This window comes from Rhizobium laguerreae, assembly GCF_019778565.1.
Taxonomy (GTDB): domain Bacteria; phylum Pseudomonadota; class Alphaproteobacteria; order Rhizobiales; family Rhizobiaceae; genus Rhizobium; species Rhizobium laguerreae.
The window spans coordinates 1-20,800 of the sequence record NZ_JAAXQT010000021.1 but is presented as its reverse complement, the minus strand read 5'-3'; the positions used below and the strand labels follow the sequence as shown (position 1 = coordinate 20,800).

19 protein-coding genes, 3 pseudogenes and 1 other annotated feature are annotated in these 20,800 nt (G+C 59.3%); of the genes and pseudogenes, 11 read left to right on the top strand and 11 right to left on the bottom strand.

Annotated features, from left to right (window positions below; genetic code table 11):
• Window positions 1-39: 39 nt before the first annotated feature.
• The 5 genes from HFO71_RS34920 to HFO71_RS34900 all read right to left on the bottom strand — a co-directional run bounded on the left by HFO71_RS34920 (window position 40) and on the right by HFO71_RS34900 (window position 6,346).
• Window positions 40-975 (bottom strand): pirin family protein, encoded by a 936-nt coding sequence (locus HFO71_RS34920; RefSeq protein WP_017957005.1) that lies wholly within the window; start codon window positions 973-975, stop codon window positions 40-42.
• A gap of 31 nt (window positions 976-1,006) precedes the next feature.
• A complete protein-coding gene (locus HFO71_RS34915) occupies window positions 1,007-2,032 on the bottom strand; it encodes a LysR family transcriptional regulator (protein WP_221989069.1) in 1,026 nt (341 codons plus the stop codon).
• Between the two features lie 21 nt (window positions 2,033-2,053).
• The gene (locus tag HFO71_RS34910; protein ID WP_221989067.1) at window positions 2,054-3,103 is read right to left on the bottom strand and encodes an LLM class flavin-dependent oxidoreductase; all 1,050 of its coding nucleotides are present in this window, start codon (window positions 3,101-3,103) and stop codon (window positions 2,054-2,056) included.
• A gap of 501 nt (window positions 3,104-3,604) precedes the next feature.
• On the bottom strand, window positions 3,605-4,612 hold the full coding sequence (locus tag HFO71_RS34905; protein WP_245007094.1) for a homoserine dehydrogenase: 1,008 nt from the start codon (window positions 4,610-4,612) through the stop codon (window positions 3,605-3,607).
• Between the two features lie 18 nt (window positions 4,613-4,630).
• Window positions 4,631-6,346: a monovalent cation:proton antiporter-2 (CPA2) family protein gene (locus HFO71_RS34900; protein ID WP_221989085.1), complete on the bottom strand. Its 1,716-nt coding sequence runs from the start codon at window positions 6,344-6,346 to the stop codon at window positions 4,631-4,633.
• 577 nt (window positions 6,347-6,923) lie between these two features.
• Between HFO71_RS34900 and HFO71_RS34895 the strand changes: the two genes are divergently transcribed.
• Window positions 6,924-8,009: an NAD(P)H-dependent flavin oxidoreductase gene (locus HFO71_RS34895; RefSeq protein WP_221989065.1), complete on the top strand. Its 1,086-nt coding sequence runs from the start codon at window positions 6,924-6,926 to the stop codon at window positions 8,007-8,009.
• 124 nt (window positions 8,010-8,133) lie between these two features.
• Here HFO71_RS34895 and HFO71_RS34890 read toward each other — a convergent pair whose 3' ends face one another.
• Window positions 8,134-8,415, bottom strand: a complete 282-nt coding sequence (locus tag HFO71_RS34890) for a class II glutamine amidotransferase (RefSeq protein ID WP_221989064.1) — start codon at window positions 8,413-8,415, stop codon at window positions 8,134-8,136.
• 59 nt (window positions 8,416-8,474) lie between these two features.
• On the opposite strand from HFO71_RS34890, the gene tnpA reads away from it, so the two are divergent.
• The 4 genes from tnpA to HFO71_RS34870 are packed head-to-tail and all read left to right on the top strand — an operon-like array spanning window position 8,475 to window position 11,513.
• Window positions 8,475-8,885, top strand: coding sequence for an IS66-like element accessory protein TnpA (tnpA, locus tag HFO71_RS34885; RefSeq protein WP_020485905.1), 411 nt, complete (start codon window positions 8,475-8,477; stop codon window positions 8,883-8,885).
• Window positions 8,882-9,226: an IS66 family insertion sequence element accessory protein TnpB gene (gene tnpB, locus HFO71_RS34880; protein ID WP_017956994.1), complete on the top strand. Its 345-nt coding sequence runs from the start codon at window positions 8,882-8,884 to the stop codon at window positions 9,224-9,226. Before tnpA ends, tnpB begins: the two co-directional genes overlap by 4 nt.
• A 47-nt stretch (window positions 9,227-9,273) precedes the next feature.
• Window positions 9,274-10,926, top strand: a complete 1,653-nt coding sequence (gene tnpC, locus HFO71_RS34875; RefSeq protein ID WP_168293243.1) for an IS66 family transposase — start codon at window positions 9,274-9,276, stop codon at window positions 10,924-10,926.
• A gap of 2 nt (window positions 10,927-10,928) precedes the next feature.
• Window positions 10,929-11,513: a plasmid pRiA4b ORF-3 family protein gene (locus tag HFO71_RS34870; protein WP_168293244.1), complete on the top strand. Its 585-nt coding sequence runs from the start codon at window positions 10,929-10,931 to the stop codon at window positions 11,511-11,513.
• On the opposite strand, the gene HFO71_RS34865 is transcribed toward HFO71_RS34870, so the two are convergent.
• Entirely contained in the window at window positions 11,452-12,141 is a 690-nt protein-coding gene (locus HFO71_RS34865) for a class II glutamine amidotransferase (protein WP_245007093.1), read from the bottom strand. The two genes, HFO71_RS34870 and HFO71_RS34865, sit on opposite strands and share 62 nt — an antisense overlap.
• Before the next feature lie 305 nt (window positions 12,142-12,446).
• On the bottom strand, window positions 12,447-13,310 hold the full coding sequence (locus HFO71_RS34860; RefSeq protein ID WP_245007092.1) for an AraC family transcriptional regulator: 864 nt from the start codon (window positions 13,308-13,310) through the stop codon (window positions 12,447-12,449).
• Between the two features lie 177 nt (window positions 13,311-13,487).
• Here HFO71_RS34860 and HFO71_RS34855 point away from each other — a divergent pair, with 177 nt between their 5' ends.
• Window positions 13,488-14,228, top strand: a complete 741-nt coding sequence (locus HFO71_RS34855) for an SDR family NAD(P)-dependent oxidoreductase (RefSeq protein ID WP_131626969.1) — start codon at window positions 13,488-13,490, stop codon at window positions 14,226-14,228.
• Window positions 14,229-14,498: 270 nt separating this feature from the next.
• On the opposite strand, the gene HFO71_RS34850 is transcribed toward HFO71_RS34855, so the two are convergent.
• On the bottom strand, window positions 14,499-15,425 hold the full coding sequence (locus HFO71_RS34850) for a LysR family transcriptional regulator (protein WP_017956998.1): 927 nt from the start codon (window positions 15,423-15,425) through the stop codon (window positions 14,499-14,501).
• A 143-nt stretch (window positions 15,426-15,568) separates the two neighbouring features.
• On the opposite strand from HFO71_RS34850, the gene HFO71_RS34845 reads away from it, so the two are divergent.
• Window positions 15,569-16,558 carry a zinc-dependent alcohol dehydrogenase family protein gene (locus HFO71_RS34845; protein WP_221989063.1) on the top strand — a complete coding sequence of 330 codons (990 nt, stop codon included), beginning with the start codon at window positions 15,569-15,571 and terminating at the stop codon, window positions 16,556-16,558.
• A 71-nt stretch (window positions 16,559-16,629) separates the two neighbouring features.
• The gene (locus HFO71_RS34840; RefSeq protein ID WP_221989062.1) at window positions 16,630-17,619 is read left to right on the top strand and encodes an LLM class oxidoreductase; all 990 of its coding nucleotides are present in this window, start codon (window positions 16,630-16,632) and stop codon (window positions 17,617-17,619) included.
• 15 nt (window positions 17,620-17,634) lie between these two features.
• Here the strand turns inward: HFO71_RS34840 and HFO71_RS36570 are convergent.
• Together HFO71_RS36570 and HFO71_RS34830 are read right to left on the bottom strand one after the other, a co-directional pair.
• A pseudogene (locus HFO71_RS36570) lies at window positions 17,635-18,228 on the bottom strand (hypothetical protein); the annotation flags it as partial.
• A 79-nt stretch (window positions 18,229-18,307) separates the two neighbouring features.
• Complete coding sequence (locus HFO71_RS34830) at window positions 18,308-18,814, bottom strand: hypothetical protein (protein WP_420910170.1); 507 nt, start codon at window positions 18,812-18,814, stop codon at window positions 18,308-18,310.
• Window positions 18,473-18,588: a sequence feature (AL1L pseudoknot), on the bottom strand. (Overlaps the previous gene by 116 nt.)
• 411 nt (window positions 18,815-19,225) lie before the next feature.
• Here HFO71_RS34830 and HFO71_RS34825 point away from each other — a divergent pair.
• The 3 genes and pseudogenes from HFO71_RS34825 to HFO71_RS36135 all read left to right on the top strand — a co-directional run.
• Window positions 19,226-19,501, top strand: coding sequence for a hypothetical protein (locus HFO71_RS34825; protein WP_017956990.1), 276 nt, complete (start codon window positions 19,226-19,228; stop codon window positions 19,499-19,501).
• A gap of 252 nt (window positions 19,502-19,753) precedes the next feature.
• Window positions 19,754-20,257 (top strand): annotated as a pseudogene (locus HFO71_RS34820) (alcohol dehydrogenase catalytic domain-containing protein); the annotation flags it as partial.
• Between the two features lie 417 nt (window positions 20,258-20,674).
• Window positions 20,675-20,800, top strand: a pseudogene (locus tag HFO71_RS36135) (Fic family protein); the annotation flags it as partial.

Sequence of the window (20,800 nt, the reverse complement as noted above, 5' to 3'; positions counted from 1 at the left end):
GGTTTGATCGACCGCGCCAAGGCGATCGCGCTACTGTCGTCATTCCGGAAGCGGTATATGCTCGTCGCGATCGTCGATCGGCAGGTCGAACAGGCCTTCGCCCCATTTCTGCGCCTGCCATTCAGCCTTGGCTTCTTCAATTCGCTCTTTCGACGAAGCGACGAAGTTCCACCAGATGTAGCGCGGTCCAGACAGTGTCGCCCCGCCTAAGATCATCAGGCGCGCGCCTTTCTGCCCGGCTGCGACCGTGATCCTGTCACCGGGGCGGAAGACCATCATCTGCTGTGCCTCAAACTCCTGACCAGCGATCGAGATCGAGCCTTCGACGATATAGATGCCTCTGTCTTCTTGATTGTCCGGCATCGGCAGGCGAGCTCCTGCCTCCAGCGTGACATCGGCATAGAATGTCTCAGAAAACATGGTTGCGGGAGCGGTCTCGCCATAGGCGTTGCCGAGAATGAGCCGAACCGACACCCCGTGATCCTCGATCACCGGCAGTAACTCCTCACCGTAGTGGTTGAACGTTGGCGCCATGTCCTCGTTCTCTTCCGGCAAGGCGAGCCAGGTCTGGATCCCAAAGAGGCTGTTCGGCCCGGTTCGGGCAGTGGCGGATGTTCGCTCCGAATGGGAAACACCGCGGCCTGCAACCATCCAGTTTAAAGCACCAGGACGGATGATCTGGTCGGCTCCGGTGCTGTCGCGGTGGTGAAAGTCGCCGCGATAGAGGTATGTGACCGTGCCAAGCCCGATATGAGGGTGAGGACGGACGTCGATGCCCTGGCCTGTTAGGAGTTCGGCCGGTCCTGCCTGATCGAAAAAGATGAATGGTCCCACCATCTGTCGCTTCGGGGCTGGCAGGGCGCGCCGGACCTCAAAGCCGCCGAGGTCGCGAGCGCGGGGAATGATGAGGGTCTCGATCGCGTCGATGCCAACCTCGTCCGGGCAGCCTGGTTCGATTGCGGGGTTCCAGCTCATGTGCGGACACCTTTCTTATCTGGTGGGCGATTTACATCGCGGAGTGAATTGGTTGCTGCAGTTCTCTGACGGCATCATCATCTGAAACGGAGTTATTTATCGCCAGGCGGAGTTCGGCACCCGACGAACTGTTGAAAGATGTGGGCGGGTGATCAAGGTTGGGTGATCGGTTTTCCGCACCCGACGCCCCGCGAAGTTTTTCGAAAGATGCGATGAGAAATTCGGAAAGGATACGCACCTTGCGCGGTGGATGGGGGCTGGATGGCCTCACAACATGAACATCCCCGACGGGCAGCGGAAAGCGCGTCATGATCGGGACGAGCGCGCCTGAGGCAAGATATGTATGGGTGACACAGTCCGGAAGCCAAGCAATGCCAAGCCCCTCCGCTGCGGCTTTGGCGATCGCCGCACCATTGTTGGAGCTGAAGCGTCCTTGTGGCTGCACAGTGATGATCTTGTCGCCTTCCAGGAACCGCCAGGCCTCGATACCCAATAGGCCTTGGTGGGTCGCGATTTCGCCTGGCGATTTAGGTGAGCCATGAACCCTGATATAGTCGGGGCTGGCGACGAGCTTAAAATAAATCTCGCCCACGCGCTTGGCGATCACGTTTGAATCACGCAACGCGCCGACCCGGATTGCGCAGTCGAACCCTTCTGCAACCAGATCGACGCAGTGGTCGCTATATTCGGAATGGATTTGAAGCTGCGGGTGGCGGCGCGCCATTTCTGTAAGCACGGAGGCGAAGTGCATTGGGCCCGATGTCAGCGGAACGGAAACCCTCAAGCGCCCACGAAGGTCGCCTTCGGGCAAAATCGTTTCGCGAGCAATGTCTATTTCGGTGCAGGTCTTCGCCGCGAAATCGCGAAACGTAACGCCCGCCTCGGTCAGGCCCGCACCGCGCGTTGTGCGCGCAAGAAGTTGAACGCCGAGTTCTATCTCAAGCCGCGCAAGCCGCCGACTGACCATCGACTTGGATACCCCCAACCGGCGCGCCGCGGGCGATACACCACCGGAATCGGCGACTTCGACAAAGGTCCGCAGATCTTCGATGTCCATTTCGGGTTCCCCGTATTACGATCAAGCCAGGGTATTAAGCCGTTGTGCCGCTCTGACCGCCGGCGCCACTTCAGTGCCCAGCAGTTCTATCGATCGTTTCATCGCTGCAGTATCGAGAGCCGCTGTGCTCATCTGGAAGGTGATGCGAGATGTGCCACCCAGTGTTTCGCTCGCCTGCAGTATTTTGGCTGCCACCGTCGTCGGATCACCAACTAGGAATGCACCTTCAGGTCCCACCATGACCTCAAACTGCTGACGCGTCGGCGGCGACCAGCCGCGCTCGCGTCCGATATTCGCTGTCAGATGTGCCCAGCCAGGGAAAAAAGCGTCCTTGGCTGCGGCATCGCTTTCGCCGACGAAGCCCATCGCATGAATGCCGATCTTGAGCACTTCGGGGCTGTGCCCTGCTCGTTTACCAGCTTCTCGATAGAGATCGACGAGCGGCCGAAAGCGCTCAAAGCTTCCGCCTATGATGGCGATCATCAGTGGAAGCCCAAGCGCACCAGCGCGGGCGAAGGACTGCGGCGTGCCGCCCACACCGATCCATATCGGTAGTTGCTGTTGATGGGGACGCGGATAGACTCCTTGTCCACTGAGCGGTGCTCGGAAACGCCCTTCCCAGGTGACATTCGTCGACTCCTGCAGCGCGAGTAGCAGATCAAGCTTTTCCGCGAAAAGGTCGTCGTAGTCACGCGTGTCTAGGCCGAAGAGCGGGTAAGCCTCGACGAAGGACCCGCGACCGACAACGATTTCCGCACGGCCCTTGGAAATTAGATCGAGGGTCGCAAATTCCTGAAATACACGCACAGGGTCGGCGGCACTTATTATTGTCACCGCGCTCGTCAATTTGATTTGGCTGGTCCTTGCCGCTGCGGCAGCCAGTATGATCGTCGGCGCGGAGTCGAGGAACTCTGCGCGGTGATGTTCACCGATACCGAACACGTCCAATCCAACGCGGTCCGCCACTTCGACTTCCTCGATCAGTTCCGCCATACGGATGGTGGCCGAGGGAACCTGTCCTGTCGCCGGATCTGGTAGGATAGCTGCAAAACTGTCGATACCGATTTCCATTATGGGTCCTTTGATAGATGTTTGGCGCAGAGCTTCTTTCACCACGGGTAACCGCCACCGACAGGTTGAGAGTGTCATCACAGCCGGCCATGCGATAGTGCTCGATCCTGGGAAGCTCTGTCGCAAAATGGGGAACGCCATTTGCAAGAGGATCTGCATGCCAACCAGGCTTTATTCCGGGCGCGGAGGTATGGCATCTTCCGGGTGGACAAAAGAGTATCAGTTCAAATCCGCGAGATCGCCTCACAGCCGGCACGCAATGGCGATCGCGAGCGACGAGGTGGCGGGGAGTTGAAGAAGCCGATCTCCCTGTCATTTACCTCCTCACAGATTGCATCGGACGCGCTTTTGGCACTTATGATCTTACAGCCACGACCGCCGGCAGGCATTCAGGTTTGAACGCCCTCAGCATTACCAGGCAGCTGGAGCAGAAGCTGCCGAGATCTTCGAACGCGACATGGCGAATGGCCTGCAAGCTGAGCTTTGTCATGGTGAAGCCCTTTACTCAGATAGGTGTGCTGCGGCCCGCGCCGTCAAAACGTGTTCGAGATCCTTCAGCGCAGCAGCGGCTGTGGCCAGAGGCTCCTTGCCGGATCCGATCGCGATCGTTTCCCCCATCGCGTCGGTAACGATGCGGATTGCCTTGTCCTTTCCGCGAATGTTCGCGAATGGATCGGAGAGAGGATAGGCCTTGATGCCAACGGCGGCGCTAAATGTGCCGTCAGCCCGCGTGAGACTGCCGACAAGTTTTGGAACGAGCCCCTCCCTGCGCCATGCCTCGATACGCTCGCCGGACACCGACTGAACACCCTCGACGGTCAGGTCATTCATCGTCAGGTCGGCGTCGAGGCCGAAATTGGCGAGGATCAGCAGCTTGCAGGCGGTATCCCACCCTTCCGTGTCGTTTCGCGGATCGGTTTCGGCAAAGCCGCCGAGCTGCGCCTCGCGCAAGGCAGCGTCAAAGCCGATCCCACGTGTCATCATGGCGTCGAGCAGGTAGTTGGTCGTGGCATTTAGAATGCCTTCGACTTTGAGCACCGTGCAGCCCTTGAGGCTGTGATCAACGAGATCGATCGTCGGCAGGGCCGCCGCCGCCGCGCCGCTGAGCTTCAGAAGGGCGCCCGATCTTCTCGCAAGTTGGCGAAGTTCTATTCCGCTGTGGACGAGCGCACCCTTGGATACGACGATCGTGTCACGCCCGGCAGAGAGGGCGGATCGAATGTAGCCAAGCCCCGGGCCGCCGCTACGAAAATCGCTCGGGCCGGCTTCGATGAGAAGATCGGCTCCGCTCGCCTCTATGAAAGCCGGACCAGAGAGACCATCCTCAAGCGCGCCGAGCTGGTCTTCTCCAAGACCGCGATCGTCGCTTAAGCCGGCCCGGGATCCGCAGACCGCAACCAGGCGGATGTCGACCCCATAGACTTGGCGATAACGCGCGCGCCGCGACAGGAGAAGGCTCGCCGTGGCCCGACCCACGCCCCCGAACCCGGCAATCGCAACCTTTACCATTCGCATTCACTTTTACCGCTATTTTTGCGTGGACGCTTTGCCGAAAGGTTCCGGAACTGGCTGGACATGCAACCGGCCGCGGCCGGCCATGTCATTGCCCTGTACCTGCTCGGACAGCCGTTCATTGTCGCGCTGACGCACGTCATCGGCGGCCTCCTCCACATCGAGCTCAGCATACCCCAGCGCCCGCAGCCCTTCCGCCCCCATCATGTAGGCGGATTCTACCGTTTCGCGGATCTGATAGTCGACCCCAGCCCGGATCAGTTCCACCGCATGGGCGCGATCAAAGCTGCGCACCAGGATCCTTGCCTGCGGGAACTCGTGCTGCGCCAATCTCACGATCCGCATGGCAGCTTTGGGGTCGTCGATGCAGATCAGCAATGCCTCGGCCGATCCGGCTGCCGAATGTCGCAGCGTGTCGAGGCGGGTGCCATCACCGAAAAAGACCTTGAAGCCAAACCGTCCTGCTTCGCGGATACGATCGGGATTCATATCGATCACCGACAGACTGACGCCCTTGGACAGCAGCAGTTGCGATGCGATCTGCCCGAAGCGGCCGAACCCGATAATCAGCACCCGTCCATGCAGATCGTGAGCGGCTTCCACACCTTCCATCGATGCCTTGCTTCTCAGCAAGCTTTCGGCTGCGATCATCAGTATGGGCGTCAGGGCCATTGAAAAGATCACAACGGTGGTGAACAAGGCATTTTCCCGCGCGTCGATCACGCCCCCGCTCGCTGCGGCTGCGTAGAGAACAAAAGCAAATTCGCCGCCCTGCAGGAACATCGAGGTGCGATGCAGCGCCTGATGACCGGAACTGCCAAACGCGCGCGCGACCCCATAGACCACGGCTCCTTTGGCAATGATGAAAGCGATCAGCATGGCGAGGAGAAGCGACCAGTCTGCGACAACGACGGCAAGGTCGAGCGACATGCCGACGGCCATGAAGAACAGCCCCATCAGCAGGCCGCGAAATGGCTCGATATCGGTTTCAACCTGATGTCTGTAGCTGGAACTCGATAACATGACCCCGGCAAGGAATGCGCCCATTGCCATGGAAAGGCCAACGACTGCCATCAGCAATGCGGCCCCGAGCACGACCAGCAGTGCACCCGCCGTCATCACTTCACGCGTCCGCGCTTTTGCAAGTAAGGCAAAGAAGGGATTCAGGCCCCACTTCGAAACGCCCAGTAGGACGAATAGCGCGCCAAACGCCATGAACACATCAGTCCACCCCGATTGCCCCTGCGACAGGGGCGACATAAAGGCGACGACCGCCAGAAGCGGCACGATCATCAGATCCTCGAAAAGGAGAATGGAGACAGATTTCTGACCCTCGGCGCTTGAGATCTCCCCACGGTCCTGCAGGACCGACATGATGACGGCTGTCGATGAAAGAACGAAGCCCGCGCCGGCAATAAAAGCCACTGGGCCGGACAGGCCGAAAACCAGCATTCCCATCAGCGCAAGGCTTGCGATCGCAAGCGCGCCCTGCGCCAATCCCAGTCCGAAAATCTGCCCACGCATCGCCCATAGCTTGAGTGGGCGCAATTCAAGCCCGATCACGAACAGGAACATTACGACGCCAAGCTCGGAGAAATGCAGGATGGACAGGGCGTCGGTAAACAGGCCAAGCAATGAGGGGCCGACCAGCACACCGGCAGCAAAATAGCCCAGCACTGACCCCAGACCGAGCCGCCGAAAAAGCGGCACTGCGACAACAGCGGCTCCCATCAGGACGATCGCAGGTCCGATTGTCTGCCCCAAACCCACTTCAGCCAATCATTCACCTCCCGATTTGTCAGCTTGACCAACGGGACCAGCCGATTGCGCAATTTTGCCCCTCTTGTCGCACTGGAATTCGCCACGCAGCCAAGAGCAGTTGGGGGACCGCCTTCAAGCCAAGCGTTTGCTTAACTTGCAGGTCGTTCGTTGCCAGTTCCCTTAACGCCATTCGTAACGTTGCGTAGATTGGCTGGATAGACGCGTGGATTGCAAAAGTCTGTCGCGAATAGAGGAACGCCAAACCCCTAGCTGCTCTCACCAGATTCTGCGACCTAGTGAACCCAATAATCTGTCGGCATGCATTCATGCCACAGCATATAACGACTACCGCATTCAAACTACGAACCCAGCAGGGAGAATTCCATGTCGAATTTTGCCGTCACGGCGGTCGTTGCAAGCGCCCTTTTGTCCGGAACTGCTGTTGCGCAATTGTCGCTGAATAACTGAGAAGAGCGGGAGCATAGCCTGTCGTCTTCTCCCAATCCTAACGCCAGGCTCGAAGGATCAAAAGACTGAGGAATCCATCATGATCGAGTTATTAGGCACAGCTCACCCGATTATCCAGGCACCGATGGCGGGTATCTCCACTCCGGCCTTGGCAGCGGCGGTCTCCAACGCCGGCGCCCTAGGTTCGCTCGGAATTGACGCAAGTTCGGTTGCCCAGGCAAGATCAACAATCCTTCAAACCCAGTCGCTCACTGACAAGCCGTTCAACGTAAACGTCTTCTGCAATGCTCCGCCGCGGCGGGACAGGAACATCGAGGCAGCCTGGATCAGCCATTTTTCTGCACTGTTCGAGAAATTTGGTGCGAAGGCGCCAGAAAGTCTCAACGAGATCTACCAGACCTTCGTTGTCAATGATGAAGCGTTCCAAATGCTTCTGGAGGTGCGTCCTGCATTCGTCAGTTTTCATTTCGGCATTCCTGAGGTCGAAAAGATAGCTGCGTTCAGGGAGGCGGGTATCAAGACACTGGCAACTGCGACCAAGCTACAAGAAGCTCGGACCATCGAAGCAGCCGGTATCGAAGGTATCATCGCCCAGGGTATTGAGGCCGGAGGACATCGGAGTGTGTTTGATACACGCGCAGAAGATGATCAGCTCGCTACACTCCCGGTGGTACGGCTGCTGGTCCGGAACAGCAGGCTTCCAGTGGTCGCGGCAGGCGGCATAATGGATGGCCACGGCACCAAGGCCGCACTCGATCAGGGTGCCGTGGCCGCCCAACTAGGCACCGCCTTCATTTTGTGCCCGGAATCGGCGGCTGATGTGGGATACCGGGCAAATCTCAAGAGCTGTCGATCTGGCTTCACACGATTGACATCTGTGGTATCGGGCCGCCCCGCCCGCGGGATCGTTAACCAACTGATCGAGCACGGCGAAGCGGGCACAGGGTTGTCGCCAGCCGACTATCCGATAGCCTATGATCTGGCAAAGCAGCTTCATGCAGCTGCGACGAGAGGGGGCAACAACGAATTTGCGGCCCATTGGGCAGGGCAGGGGGCGCGGCTCGCCCGGGAATTGCCAGCAGCGCAACTCGTAAAAATTTTGGTCGAAGAGTTTACAGCGACCAGCGCTCAGGCTTCACTGTCAAACCATGGCAGATCAGTTTAGCAACTTTTCGGTCACTATCGCGCCGCCATGGTCGATCAGATATTGTATTGTTGGTTGGCTGTGACAACGACAACTAGGCATGAGCCCACTGCGATGACGGTATGCGGATGTTACCCAGGGGAATTCAGGGTGTAAAATCTCGTTGCTCCAATGTCCGCCCATCGGTCGCGATTGCTGTGTTGGGTGAGATCTCGATCCAGCCTTCCACATTCTCGTCAAGTGGTTCCGAGCTTATGACAATACCATCGTCTCGAATTTGGTAGAACAGACTTGGTACGAACCGATCGGAAGCGTATCTGGCTGCATAGACTTTCTGTCCATCACTCCAACACGCTGCGAAGCGCATGTGTGGCGTGTAGTTGGCTTCCTGAGCCAGCGCCTGAACCCGGCCGACTGCCTGCTCCATCGTACGCATCCGGCGTGGGCCGCCTTGTCGGTTTGATTTGAATGTGGCCGATTGTCCTTATGGACGTATATAAGGACAATTGCCGGCCAGATGTGAGCCGGTTAGACATCATCGAGCTTGGTCGGCGGCGCGAATTTACGGATGCGGCGCGGCTGCGGATTGTCGAGGAAAGCTACTCAGCTCCGCGACTTGGGTCGGCGACGGCGCGCAAATACGGGCTTTCGCGCTCGCTGTTGAATACGTGGCGGCGCGCATATCGGGAAGGTCGACTTGCCGGCAGTGATTTTGATGGCTTCGTGTCTGCGCTTGTCGTGCCGGAGTCGCCCGTGCCGACGCCTGTCTCGCCAAGTTTGTCGGCGGACGGGCGCATGGAGGTACTTAGCGCAAATGGGCGTCGCGTCATTGTCGACCGCAATGTCGACGTCGATGCCTTGCTGCGCATCATCCAGGGTCTTGAGGCTCTGCGATGATCCCGATTTCGGCAGGCGTTCGGGTTTGGTTGGCGACGGGCTACACGGACATGCGGTGCGGATTCCCGTCGCTGGCACTGCGTGTGCAGGAGGTGCTGAAGCATGATCCTGTGGGCGGTCATCTGTTCTGCTTCCGAGGCCGCCGCGGCGATCTGATAAAATTGATCTGGCATGATGGTCAGGGGGCCTGCCTGTTCACGAAAAAATTGGAACGAGGAAAGTTTATCTGGCCTTCCGCCGAAGGTGGGGCGGTGGCAATCTCGTCGGCGCAGCTTTCCTATCTGCTGTCCGGAATTGACTGGCGCGCACCGCAGGAAACCTGGCGCCCTAGCCGGGTCTGACTGCATTTTTGCATTGAGATTGTTGAGAAATCTGCTTCAATGTCGTCATGACATTGCCGACGCTTTCCCTACCATCGGACCTTGCCAGCGCCCATGCGGCGCTGCTGGCCGAACGCGCCGCGCGGCTCCAGGCCGAGGCGGAAGCTGCCAACGCGAAGGCGCGGCTGTCGAGCATCGAGGCGCTGAACGTGCATTTGCAGTTGCTGATCGGCAAGCTGGAGCGCGAGAAGCACGGGCCGCGTCGCGAGCGCACGCAGCGGCTGATCGATCAATTGGAATTGCAGCTCGAAGAACTCGTGGCGTCGGCCGCCGAGGACGAACTGGGCGCCCAAGAGGCCGCGGCCAAAACACAGTCCGTACGCGCCTTCGCCCGCAAGCGTCCGGTGCGCAAGCCGTGGCCCGAAGACGTCGAGCGCGAACGCATCGTCATTGAAGCGCCGACGGTATGTGCCTGCTGTGGCGGCTCACGGCTGTCGAAGCTGGGCGAGGACGTGACGGAAACGCTGGAGGAGATCCCGCGCCGCTTCAAGGTGATCGAGACGGTGCGCGAGAAGTTTACCTGCCGCGATTGCGAGGCGATCAGTCAGGCTCCCGCACCGTTCCATGCCACGCCGCGCGGCTTCATCGGCCCTCAGTTGCTGGCGACGATCGTGTTCGACAAGTTCGGGCAGCACATCCCGCTGAACCGCCAGAGCACGCGGTTCAAATGTGAGGGCATCGATCTGTCGACCCAGACCCTGGCCGATCAGGTCGGGCACGTCACCTTCGCCCTCAAGCCGGTCTTCGACCTGATCGAGGCACATGTGTTCCAGGCCGAGCGGCTTCATGGCGACGATACGACGATCCCGGTCCTGGCCAAGGGCCAATGCACGACCGGGCGAATATGGGTTTACGTGCGCGACGATCAGCCGTTCGCCGGTCCTGCGCCGCCGGCGGCGGTCTTCTACGCCTCCAGCGATCGGCGCGGCGAGCACCCGCAAAGGCATCTGGCCGACTTCAGCGGCATCCTTCAGGCTGATTGCTACAACGGCTTCAATCCGCTGTTCGACCGGACGAGGAAGCAGATGCCGGCAACGCCCGCGTTCTGCTTCGCCCATGCGCGCCGGAAGTTCTTCGAGCTGGCCGATGTCGCTCGCAACGCTCGGCGCGGCAAAGGTGCCAAGCCGATCTCGCCGGTAGCCCTCGAGGCCGTGAAGCGCATCGATGCCCTGTTTGCCATCGAGCGCGACATCAACGGCCTGAGCGCGGCCGAGCGGCTTGCGGTCCGGCAGGAGAGGAGCAAGCCGCTACTGGGCGATATGGAGGAATGGTTGCGCACCGAGCGGGCCAGCCTATCGCGCTCATCGCCGGTGGCCGGACCGATCGACTATATGCTGTCGCGCTGGGCTGACTTTGCCCGCTATGCCGACGACGGCAGAACCTGCATGACGAACAACGCCGCGGAAAGAGCGCTGCGCGGTGTGGCTTGCGGAAGAAAAGCTTGGCTCTTCGCCGGTTCCGACCGCGGCGCAGATCGCGCTGCCATCATGCTCACCCTGATCATGACCGCACGGCTGAACGACGTAGACCCCAAAGCTTGGCTCGCCAATGCCCTTGCTCGCATCGCCGACCTGCCGGCCTCGCGTCTGCCGGAACTGCTTCCCTGGGAGTGGAAGCGGATACGCCAGGCCGAAAGCTCCGCCCTCATGCTGGCGGCTTGACAATGGCAGCTTCTCTGGTCCGTCTGAAGGTCACCCTTGATCATGTCGAACCGATTGTGATGCGGCGCATTGTCGTGCCGTGGCGCATCCGGCTCAGCCGGTTGCATGAGGTATTGCAGGCCGCGATGGGGTGGACGAACACCCACCTCTACGAATTCCAGATCCGTGACATTGGCTTTGGTTTGCCCGACCAGGAATGGGGGGATGGTCCGCTCGATGCACGCAAGGTCTCGCTCTTGTCGGCAATCCAGGACACCGGTGCGAAATCCTTCAAATACCACTACGACTTCGGCGACGGCTGGACGCACAGCATCAAGATCGAGCGCACGTTCCCCATCGTCGCGCTTGCAGATCCAATGCTGATCGAGGCAACGGGGCGCTGCCCGCCTGAAGACGTCGGCGGTCCGTGGGGATATCAGGAATTCCGCGAGGCGCTCGCCGATCCCGCTCATGAACGGCACGCCGAGCTTACCGAATGGTGGGGCGCCAAAGACTTCGACCCAAACAATGCAGCCTTCGCTGATCTCAACAGAGCCGTGGAAAACCTGGCTGCGAAATGGGCGCGTAGATCACGCCGGAAAAACTGACCCCCGCTACGCCAAGCATTCCACTTTGAACCAACCTCATCAGTGTAGGCGATTTGACGTACCTCACGCGTGCTAATGCCGCGGGGCTGCTCGGATGGTTACGCTCCATCGCGACAATAGGAGCCTGGTCGAGCCCCAATCCTGCAGCAACGAGGAAAATGGCTTCGCTGTCGGTGGCTCCATAGCGCTGATCGTAGCACTCTAGGGGTATCATTCCGTCAAGCTTCTGCCGCAGCTTCAGATGCCCGCCTAGTTGCCCATTATGCATAAAGCTCCATCGGCCTCGGCTGAAGGGATGGCAGTTGTTGCGTGAGGTGGCCGTCGACGTCGACGCGCGCACATGTGCCAGGAATACTCTGGCCTTGGTGTGAGACGCGATTTGCATCAGGTTAGCATCCGGCCAGGCAGGGTAGACGTCTTTGTATATGCACGGCGTATCTCGTTCCGAATACCATGCAAGGCCGAAGCCGTCGGCGTTGAGGGACGTTTTTCCTACCAATGCTGATCGACTTAGCGTCACCAGCGATTGATCAGCCTTGACTACGAAATCATCGAGGAAGCGTGGAGCTCCAATCCAGGCAAGGAAGCGACACATCAGGCGGTCACCGTTCTCGTGCAGGCAGTCCATCTAATTGCCCAGAGATGATCAGGATCTGAAACGCAGCCTGCGGCGCTATTGGAGTCTAGGGCACCGGAGCTCCCCTTGATCGAGCCCGGCCCGGTAAACCGGACCAGCGATTGCCGTAGGCGTGCCCCACCCGAAACGCCGCTGTCGATAGCCAGTGTGTGCCCCCCGAATTTCCCCTGTCTTAACCGATACGGATATACGTGAAGGTGTTGGTCCGGTAGTCGCAGTGGGTGTGTAGCTGTGTTGCGGAAGGCGGAACGCTTCCGGACATGCCCATGAAAGCTTGGAAGATGCCGACTGTGACGCTAGCGTTGCAAGTCGTTAACAGGCGGGCTGCCAAACATGTTTTTGTACTCCCGGCTGAACTGCGATGGACTGACGTAGCCTACCTGGTAAGCGATACGCGATACGTTGGCCGAGCCACTGGCCAGGAGTTTGCGAGCCTCCAGAAGGCGGATATGGCGTTGGAAAGCGAGCGGGCTGAACCCGGTCACCTCCTTGAAGTGGCGATGAAACGAAGTGACGCTCATTCCCGCGGATCTTGCGAGATCAGGAATATTGATGGCCTCGTTGTGGTTGGAAGCTAGCCAGTCGGCGGCCATCTTGATCTGCTGAAATCTCTCGTTTCGCTGACCGATCTGACGCAGCGTATCGCCCATCGGACTCTGGAGCAGGCGGTAGTAAAGTTCACTCTCGTAATGCAGCCCGAGCATTCCGATGTCTTCCGGAGTGTGCAATAGGCCTACAAGCCGAGCCAAAGGCTCGCCCACCGGACCGCTCAGATCCCCTGCTGCCACCGCGCAGGTCCAACGATCTTCTTGTTTGGGCATATTGAGCATGACTCGGGTAAGCAAAGCGGTATCGAGGTGAAGGCTGATCGCGACGTAAGGCTGATCCGGCGTGGCGGCGGTGAACTGATGGAGGAAGGGCAGCCCAAAAGATGACGCAGCGCAAGCACCTGCCTCCAACTCAAAGCGATTGGCGCCCATGATAAGCAGCTTAGTCCCACGCAGGACCGCATAGAGCATGGGTTCAAAGACGGCTGGCGTGGGTAAAGTCGTTACCGTGCTCGTCCAGACCGTCAGACGCGGGACAGGCGTCTCAATCCCGGCCACTCCTGTGCGTCCGGCAACAAGAGAAGCAACATCGTTTAACAAGCGATCTGTCATGTTTCCAAAGGGGCTCATTCCCGAAGACATTAGAGATTTGGTAGGATCAGGCAAGCCTCTGGTGCGATCGTGGATGTCGATCTTGACCCGACTCCTTATCTAGAGGCCGGAAGGAAAAGTATATTAACCTTCCGGCCCAGATGCGGGCGCTTCAACCGTACAGCATGAGGATGTAATATGATTGATCTCAAGGGAAAGCGCGCGCTTGTCACGGGAGGCTCGCGCGGTATTGGCGCCGCAATCGCGCAGGTGTTGGCCGAGAACGGCGCCGACGTGGCAATCACCTACAACAGATCGCCTGAGCGCGCGGACTCCGTCGTCGCTACTATTGAAAACCTGGGTCGTCGGGCGCTGGCCGTACACGCCGATGGTGCCGACACAAACGCTGCAAAACGGGCCGTGAGTGAGACTGTTGGAAAGCTGGGTGGCTTGGACATTTTGGTGAACAGCGCGGCCATCGGACTGGCCGGACCGATAGCTGAGCTCGACCTAGAGCAATTTCAGTCTCTCATGGACGTCAACGTGCGCGCCCCTGTCGCTTTCTCGAAAGCTGCTATCCCGCACTTCGCCAAGGGTGGCCGCATCATTTCGATCGGTTCGGCCCTCGGAGATCGCGTCCCCTTTCCAGGTGTGACCGCCTACGCTATGTCCAAGTCAGCGTTGCACTCGTTCACGCGCGGTTTGTCGCGGGAACTTGGGCCGCAAGGTATAACTGTCAATTTGGTCTCGCCGGGATCAACCGACACCGAGGCAAACCCGGCTGACGGTCCAGGTGCTGATTTCCAACGAAGCCTCTCGTCGATAGGGCGTTTTGCAGATCCCCGCGAAATTGCGAGTGTAGTAGCATTTCTCGCGAGCCCGGGCGCAGATATGATCAACGGCGCAACCCTGACCGTGGATGGCGGCGCGAACGCTTGATCAAGCCTGGTGAACCGTTCAGCGCGGGTCGTTTCCCGGGAAGACGTCAGTTGACTAACGTCTGAAACGCGAAGGTTTGCCATTATCCATAGGGGTGGGGAATGAAATCGAACAGACGCGCGGACGAACCGGCGGTCCCCGCGCGTCACGTTGCTCGAACTCCTCATATTCTCCGACCTTATTGCTGTTCGCCGCACTACATCTCAGCCGAGAACATTTGGCGTTGTAAACGTTAATCTCCGGGCGATGATGACTGGTTGGCAGTGCTTGTCATCGATTGCTATCCAGAATATTCTCCAAGCCCTGGTCCCAGTACGGTTGATGCCCAAATCGATCGAGAAGCCAGTCGATGAACACCCTCACCTTTGGCGCCAGCTCACGGGAACTCGGATATAGCGCCCACAGCGTCTGGGTTGAAACGAGCGGGTATTCGGGAAGGGCCGGCACGAGGGCACCAGATCGGATCTCGTCCGATGCGCACCAGGTGGCCATCAAAGCGATGCCAAGCCCGGCAGACGCTGCATCGCGCACGGCGCTGCCGTCATTGATGCGCAGGCTCGGGGAAACATGCCGTTCGATCACTTCTCCATCCTTCCCCCGGAACGTCCACAGATCCAGCGTGCCGACGACTAGGCACGAATGTTTCGCTAAGTCGTCTGGCGTGTTCGGCCGCCCGCGTTGCTCGATATAATCGGGCGACGCAACCAGCACCCGATTGTCCGGAGCAAGCCGCCGGGCGACGAAGGAAGAGTCGCTAAGCTCCGTATACCGGACCGCCACATCGAAGGCACCCTCGACGAGATCGACGATGCTATCCGAGATGCGCATATCGAGCGCCAGTTCGGAATATCGCCTGCAGAACTGCGGCAAACCGGGCACAATATGCATCCGCGCGAACGAGGCCGGAGCCGCCACCCGCAGGGTGCCGCGCGGCGAAGCCTGCTCTCGCCCAAGCGCTGCTAGGGCGGATTCTGCCGCATGCACAACTTGTTCTGCATGGGGCAGGAAGGCGAGGCCGTCCTCGGTCAAGGTCGCTTGGCGCGTTGTGCGATGGAGAAGCCTGGCGCTGAGCTTTCGCTCAAGTGCCGCCAGTCTGGCGCTGGCTCCCGCCGGCGTGAGACCCAAGTCGCGAGCGGCGGCACTGATGCTGCGCAGTTGGGCAATACGTACGAGCAGGCGCAAATCGTCGACGTCCATAAGAGTGCTTTCAAATGTTTGTTGAAACTGATCCTAAAACGTGGCCGCTACCAAAAGCAATTCCGCCAAATCAAATAGGAACATCGAGACGGCGCCATAGCCTATGGGACCGTCAATGCTCCACCTGATGAAAGGATATTGTCATGACCAACACAATGAAAGCAGCCGTCCTCACTCGTTTCGGCGGCCCGGACGCATTCGAACTGCGCGACGTACAAGTGCCCGCAGTCGGTCCGCGGCAAGTGCGAGTGCGGGTGCATGCCACCGCCATCAACCCGCTCGATTACCAGATCCGCCGCGGCGACTACACGGACTACGTGCCGTTGCCCGCAATCATCGGCCATGACATCTCGGGCGTGATCGAGGAGCTGGGCTCAGACGTTCACGAGTTCGCTGTCGGTGATGAGGTTTACTACACACCAAAGATCTTCGGCGGTGACGGCTCATACGCCGAGCAGCACGTCGCCAACGTCGAGCTCGTCGGCCGAAAGCCCCGGAATCTAACGCACCTTGAGGCGGCAAGCCTGACCCTCGTTGGCGGTACGGTTTGGGAGGCGTTCAACCAGCGCGCACAGCTGAAGGCCGGTGAAACGATCCTCATCCACGGCGGAGCTGGCGGCGTTGGCACGATTGCGGTGCAGGTAGCCAAGGCGATCGGCGCACGGGTGATTACGACGGCGCTCGCCAGAGACCACGACTTCGTGCGCTCGCTCGGCGCCGACGAGGCGATCGACTTCACTGCGGAAGACTATGTCGAGGCGGTCGGCCGGCTGACCGGAGGGGAGGGCGTGGACGTCATTTTCGACACGATCGGCGGTGATACGCTCACGCGAAGCCCGCTTGCGCTGGCGGATGCCGGACGCGTGGTCAGCCTCGTCGATATCGCGCAGCCACAGAACCTCATCGAGGCGTGGGGCAAGAACGCAGCCTATCATTTCGTTTTCACCCGCCAGAACCGCGGCAAGCTCGATGCCCTCACGGACTTGGTTGAGCGCGGCTTGGTCAAGCCCGTGATTGGCGCCACGCTGCCGCTCGCCCGCATGGGTGAGGCCCACGAGCTCTTGGAAAACGGCTCTGCGCGGGGCTTGCGCGGAAAGGTCGTGATCGACGTGTCGGGCGAGGCGGGTGCCTAGTTCGACATCTTGAAACATTGCACGGACGGTCGAGGATCGCCCCGGCCGTCCAATACAAAAAGGAAAGAACGATGATTATTGCCCCATCGCCGGCCGAAAACGCCTTTTCGAACCCTTTGGGCCGCGGCTACGAGTCAATGTTCGCGCCCGAGCAATTGACGGTCGGCGTCTATTTCCCGATCGAGTCTTTCGAAGGACCCGAGCCGGCTATGCACGACCAGATCGAACTCGCCCATCAGGCCGAGCGTCTCGGCTTTGCCGCGCTCTGGGCGCGGGACGTGCCGCTGAACGACCCGAGCTTCGGCGATCTCGGCCAGATCTACGACCCTTTCGTTTGGCTCGCGACGATCGCGGCGCGCACGTCCACCATCGCGCTCGCCACGGGCGCCGTCATCCTGCCGCTCCATCACCCGATCGATGTTGCCAAGGCGGCTGCGTCGCTCGATCACATATCCGGCGGACGTTTCGTGTTCGGCGTTGCGTCCGGCGACCGTCCGGTCGAATACCCGGCCTATGGCCGTGACGCGAACCTGCGTGGCGAACTCTTCCGCGAAGCGTTCGACTACGTGGAGGCGTTGCTCACAAAGCGTTTTCCGGTCCACGCGTCGGCGCACTATGGGCGGCTCGCGGGCGGCGGCGATCTCGTGCCCAAACCTCTCTCGCCCCGGCTGCCCACCCTTGTTACCGGGCAAAGCCAGCAATCGCTGGACTGGATCGCGCAGCGTAGCGATGGCTGGCTCACTTACCCGCGCGATGTAATTCAGCAGGAGCAGGTCGCCTCGCGTTGGCGCGAAGCACTCAACCGTCTCGGACAAGGATTCAAGCCAATTGCTCAATCGCTCTACGTCGACCTCGCCGCAGATCCGGATACGCCGCCCAGCCCCATCCATCTCGGAGTCCGGGTGGGCCGACGGGGGCTAGCCGACCTATTGGACGACCTGCGCTCAAGTGGGATCAACCACGTCGCACTGAACCTCAAGTTCAGTCGAAGACCGGTAGCCGATGTTCTCGATGAGGTCGGAACTGAAGTCATTCCGCATTTCAGCATCAGTGCACAATGAGCAAGGCGGGAGTAGTCAATGAACTTGGCACCTTCTCCAATCGAATGCCTGGAACCTCTTGAGGAAGTTCGCTTGTTGAGCATTAACAGATTGACAGCCCGGTGATTGTTCAGGCGCAAAAAAGCTGAACCGCACCGGGTTGCGGGAGGCCATTTCGTTTAAGTTATGCGGCCATAGCTGGCGCATCCAGCCGTACGTGCGGCTCCGGCTGGCGGGGATGTTGCCGATGGGCTCCAGAAGCCGTCGATGGTTGAACCAGTCGACCTACTCCAGGGCGGCGAATTCAACCGCTTCGAAGCTGCGCCACGGTCCGCGCCGATGGGTGACCTCGGCCTTGTAGAGGCCGTTGATCGTTTCGGCGAGGGCGTTGATGCTCCTATATCTGTCAAGGTCCAGAAAGCTGGGAAGTGAACGGCGCGCAGAGATATCGGTAGTCCCCTCGCAGCAGGTAACACGGCAGTTTCAAACTCCTCCTTTCATTCCAGACATACGCTCCCCCATTGTGGGAGGAGGCGCGCCATAGGTGAAATCCGAAACCCAGAGCCTGTGCGGCGCAGGAGCCCTGAACTGGTGGTTCACCCGATCAAGCGGGCTGGGAGCCGTCTTGTCCGGGATCGGCTTGCCCCGGATGATACCCTGAAGACCCAGTCTAGCGGATGAGCCGGGCGACGGTGCAGCGGGCTATATATCAAAGCCTTTCCGCTTGAATTGCCGCCAGACCTTGCTCACGCCGTAGAGGCGGAAGTTCGCCTCGAAGACGCGGCGTATCTCGATCTTCAACGCAATGTCGCTGCGGGCGGACTGACAATCGGTCCAGGGCCAGGCGTTTGTCAACGTTCTCGTAGTAGGCGGATGGGGTAATCTGCAGCAGTCTACAGATCGGCTCGACCACGAATACCGAGGGGTGTCCGTCGATGGAGGAGATCACGGCTTCATGGGCGGTCGAACTCCGCCATCGCGAAATAAGCGGACGCTTGCACGGTATCTCATTGGCTTGCCGAAGCTCGCGGGTCTCCCGCTCAAGAGCCTTCATCTTCTCGGCGACTTCGTTTGGGAGCCCAGGCCGAGAACCATCGTCCACTTCCGCCTTCTTCACCCATTCATTCATCGTCTGCGCCCAGCAGCCGACCTTGGCGGCGATCGAGGGAGCCGCTGCCCATCGCGAGGAATATTCGCCTTGGGGATCCAGAACCATCCGCACTGCTCGGGCGCGGACCTCCGATGAAGTTTGTTGGTTGTCTTGCTCATGTTGGCTCCACTTTCTCAGAAGTTGGAGCCTCCGGCAAATCGGTTCGATTCAACTTTCAGGGGTAGTTTGCGTTAAGCGGACGGCTGTTTCATCGCGTCATCCTCACCACCTCAAGCTGAAGCTGCGCTTTTGAGCGATGCGTACGAACACATTCAGTCGTCCACGTCCAAGCCGACGGCTTTCAAAGCTTTGTTGAAACTGATCCTAAAACAGAGCTGCTACCGAAAGAAAACGCAAGAAGCTAAGTAAGAGCCATCAAGACGGCACCATAGCATATGACCTCCGTCAAAGCTCTACTGGTGCTCAAAACAGACCGGGCGACGATCGCATCGGTACAGATCAAAAGAGGAAAGCATTATGACCGTAAGAACTCGAACAATTGTTGCTACTACTGTATTACTGGCCAGCTTGGCAGTCCAGACGGCACTTGCCACAAGAGCTCGCGCCGTCGAACCAATTCCGGGCAGCATCACGTATCAGGGTCAGCCGAAAACAAAACTGCAAAAGTCTCCTGTTGGAAGCATCTTCTCCCACAGCTTCTACGCAGGCGGCGCACGCTATGAGGAAACCTACAAGGTTAAGGAAGATCGATCGCTGGAGCTAGTGAACCGTAGGCGGTTGAGCAATCGATAGTGCCGATCACGTGCATGCTGCAGAGCCCTCGGCAAACCCGACTCGTTAAGACGAGCGGCTTGCCGAGGGCAGGTTCTGCAACAAAGCGTGTCTGAGGCGGATGGGGGACAACCCTAGGCCTCGCGAAACGCTTGCACGCGCTGCGGCAGCCGGGATCCGTATTTGCCTGTCTGCTGTGACAAATTCGGCGTTCAGCGCGCGCTAACCCGAAAACTGCTGCTGCACACCCCCTTCAAGAAACGAGGATTTAAAATGAAAGCGATGATACTCAACTCTTTCGGCGGCCCGGAATCGTTCGAGCTTTCCGAAGTGCCAAAGCCCGTTCCGCAGGCGGGACAAGTCCTGGTTCGCGTCCATGCCACGTCGATCAACCCCCTGGACTACCAGGTTCGGCGCGGCGACTATCGCGACTATGTGCCGTTGCCGGCCATTACCGGTCATGATGTTTCCGGCGTTGTCGAAGCCGTCGGTCCAGGCGTGACGGCGTTCGCTCCGGGAGACGCAGTCTGGTACACGCCGCAGATCTTCGACGGTCCGGGAAGCTATGCCGAGTACCACGTCGCGAACGAAAACATCATCGCGAAGAAACCCGCCTCGCTCAACCATCTCGAAGCGGCAAGCCTGAGCCTGGTCGGCGGGACGGTGTGGGAGGCCCTCGTCGGCCGCGCCGCTCTGCGCGTGGGCGAAAGCATCCTGATCCATGGCGGTGCTGGTGGCGTCGGTCATGTGGCGATCCAGGTTGCTGATCAATGCGGCAAACCTGAAGAAGGCTCACGAGCAGCTCGAAAGCGGTTCGACGATCGGCAAGGTCGTGCTCGAAGGGTTTGCGTGATCAAAATCTGGCGGCGCGCCGCTCGCGCCGCCAGTTGGCGCCAATGAAAGGAAGTACCACCTGGACAAAACTCTCTGATCATTCAGAGAGTCCGGTCGTGCACAGTTAACGACAGGTCTGAACGTTTCAGTTCCAACATCTCGTTCAATCGATAAAAAGGACCAGTTCAGTTCCATAAATAAGGGTTATCCAACTCGAACCGATGATGAGGTCTTCGGGTCGCATCCGTTCAAGGCGCTCGACTGGGGCGTACGCTTATTTAAGAGCGCTCACCTTAGCTGCTTCGTTATTTAAGCGAAGGCCCACTTGCTTAAATAGTAGCTGAAAATCATAATCGGCTTATGTCTGATTCCGAGCTAAATCAGCGGTTCGGCCGCTTTGTCGAAACAGCAGTTGCTGGCGAAACCGTGCGGGCATTCGTACCTCCGCCATTGCCGCCTATGCCTGCCATTGATGTGCTTTCACTT

What these genes read in the sequence shown, in the direction of transcription:
- HFO71_RS34920 (WP_017957005.1), bottom strand. Translation starts at nt 975, where the DNA reads ATGAGCTGGAACCCCGCAATCGAACCAGGCTGCCCGGACGAGGTTGGC.
- HFO71_RS34915 (WP_221989069.1), bottom strand. Translation starts at nt 2,032, where the DNA reads ATGGACATCGAAGATCTGCGGACCTTTGTCGAAGTCGCCGATTCCGGT.
- HFO71_RS34910 (WP_221989067.1), bottom strand. Translation starts at nt 3,103, where the DNA reads ATGGAAATCGGTATCGACAGTTTTGCAGCTATCCTACCAGATCCGGCG.
- HFO71_RS34905 (WP_245007094.1), bottom strand. Translation starts at nt 4,612, where the DNA reads ATGGTAAAGGTTGCGATTGCCGGGTTCGGGGGCGTGGGTCGGGCCACG.
- HFO71_RS34900 (WP_221989085.1), bottom strand. Translation starts at nt 6,346, where the DNA reads ATGGGAGCCGCTGTTGTCGCAGTGCCGCTTTTTCGGCGGCTCGGTCTG.
- HFO71_RS34895 (WP_221989065.1), top strand. Translation starts at nt 6,924, where the DNA reads ATGATCGAGTTATTAGGCACAGCTCACCCGATTATCCAGGCACCGATG.
- HFO71_RS34890 (WP_221989064.1), bottom strand. Translation starts at nt 8,415, where the DNA reads ATGGAGCAGGCAGTCGGCCGGGTTCAGGCGCTGGCTCAGGAAGCCAAC.
- tnpA (WP_020485905.1), top strand. Translation starts at nt 8,475, where the DNA reads ATGGACGTATATAAGGACAATTGCCGGCCAGATGTGAGCCGGTTAGAC.
- tnpB (WP_017956994.1), top strand. Translation starts at nt 8,882, where the DNA reads ATGATCCCGATTTCGGCAGGCGTTCGGGTTTGGTTGGCGACGGGCTAC.
- tnpC (WP_168293243.1), top strand. Translation starts at nt 9,274, where the DNA reads ATGACATTGCCGACGCTTTCCCTACCATCGGACCTTGCCAGCGCCCAT.
- HFO71_RS34870 (WP_168293244.1), top strand. Translation starts at nt 10,929, where the DNA reads ATGGCAGCTTCTCTGGTCCGTCTGAAGGTCACCCTTGATCATGTCGAA.
- HFO71_RS34865 (WP_245007093.1), bottom strand. Translation starts at nt 12,141, where the DNA reads ATGGACTGCCTGCACGAGAACGGTGACCGCCTGATGTGTCGCTTCCTT.
- HFO71_RS34860 (WP_245007092.1), bottom strand. Translation starts at nt 13,310, where the DNA reads ATGACAGATCGCTTGTTAAACGATGTTGCTTCTCTTGTTGCCGGACGC.
- HFO71_RS34855 (WP_131626969.1), top strand. Translation starts at nt 13,488, where the DNA reads ATGATTGATCTCAAGGGAAAGCGCGCGCTTGTCACGGGAGGCTCGCGC.
- HFO71_RS34850 (WP_017956998.1), bottom strand. Translation starts at nt 15,425, where the DNA reads ATGGACGTCGACGATTTGCGCCTGCTCGTACGTATTGCCCAACTGCGC.
- HFO71_RS34845 (WP_221989063.1), top strand. Translation starts at nt 15,569, where the DNA reads ATGACCAACACAATGAAAGCAGCCGTCCTCACTCGTTTCGGCGGCCCG.
- HFO71_RS34840 (WP_221989062.1), top strand. Translation starts at nt 16,630, where the DNA reads ATGATTATTGCCCCATCGCCGGCCGAAAACGCCTTTTCGAACCCTTTG.
- HFO71_RS34830 (WP_420910170.1), bottom strand. Translation starts at nt 18,814, where the DNA reads ATGGTTCTGGATCCCCAAGGCGAATATTCCTCGCGATGGGCAGCGGCT.
- HFO71_RS34825 (WP_017956990.1), top strand. Translation starts at nt 19,226, where the DNA reads ATGACCGTAAGAACTCGAACAATTGTTGCTACTACTGTATTACTGGCC.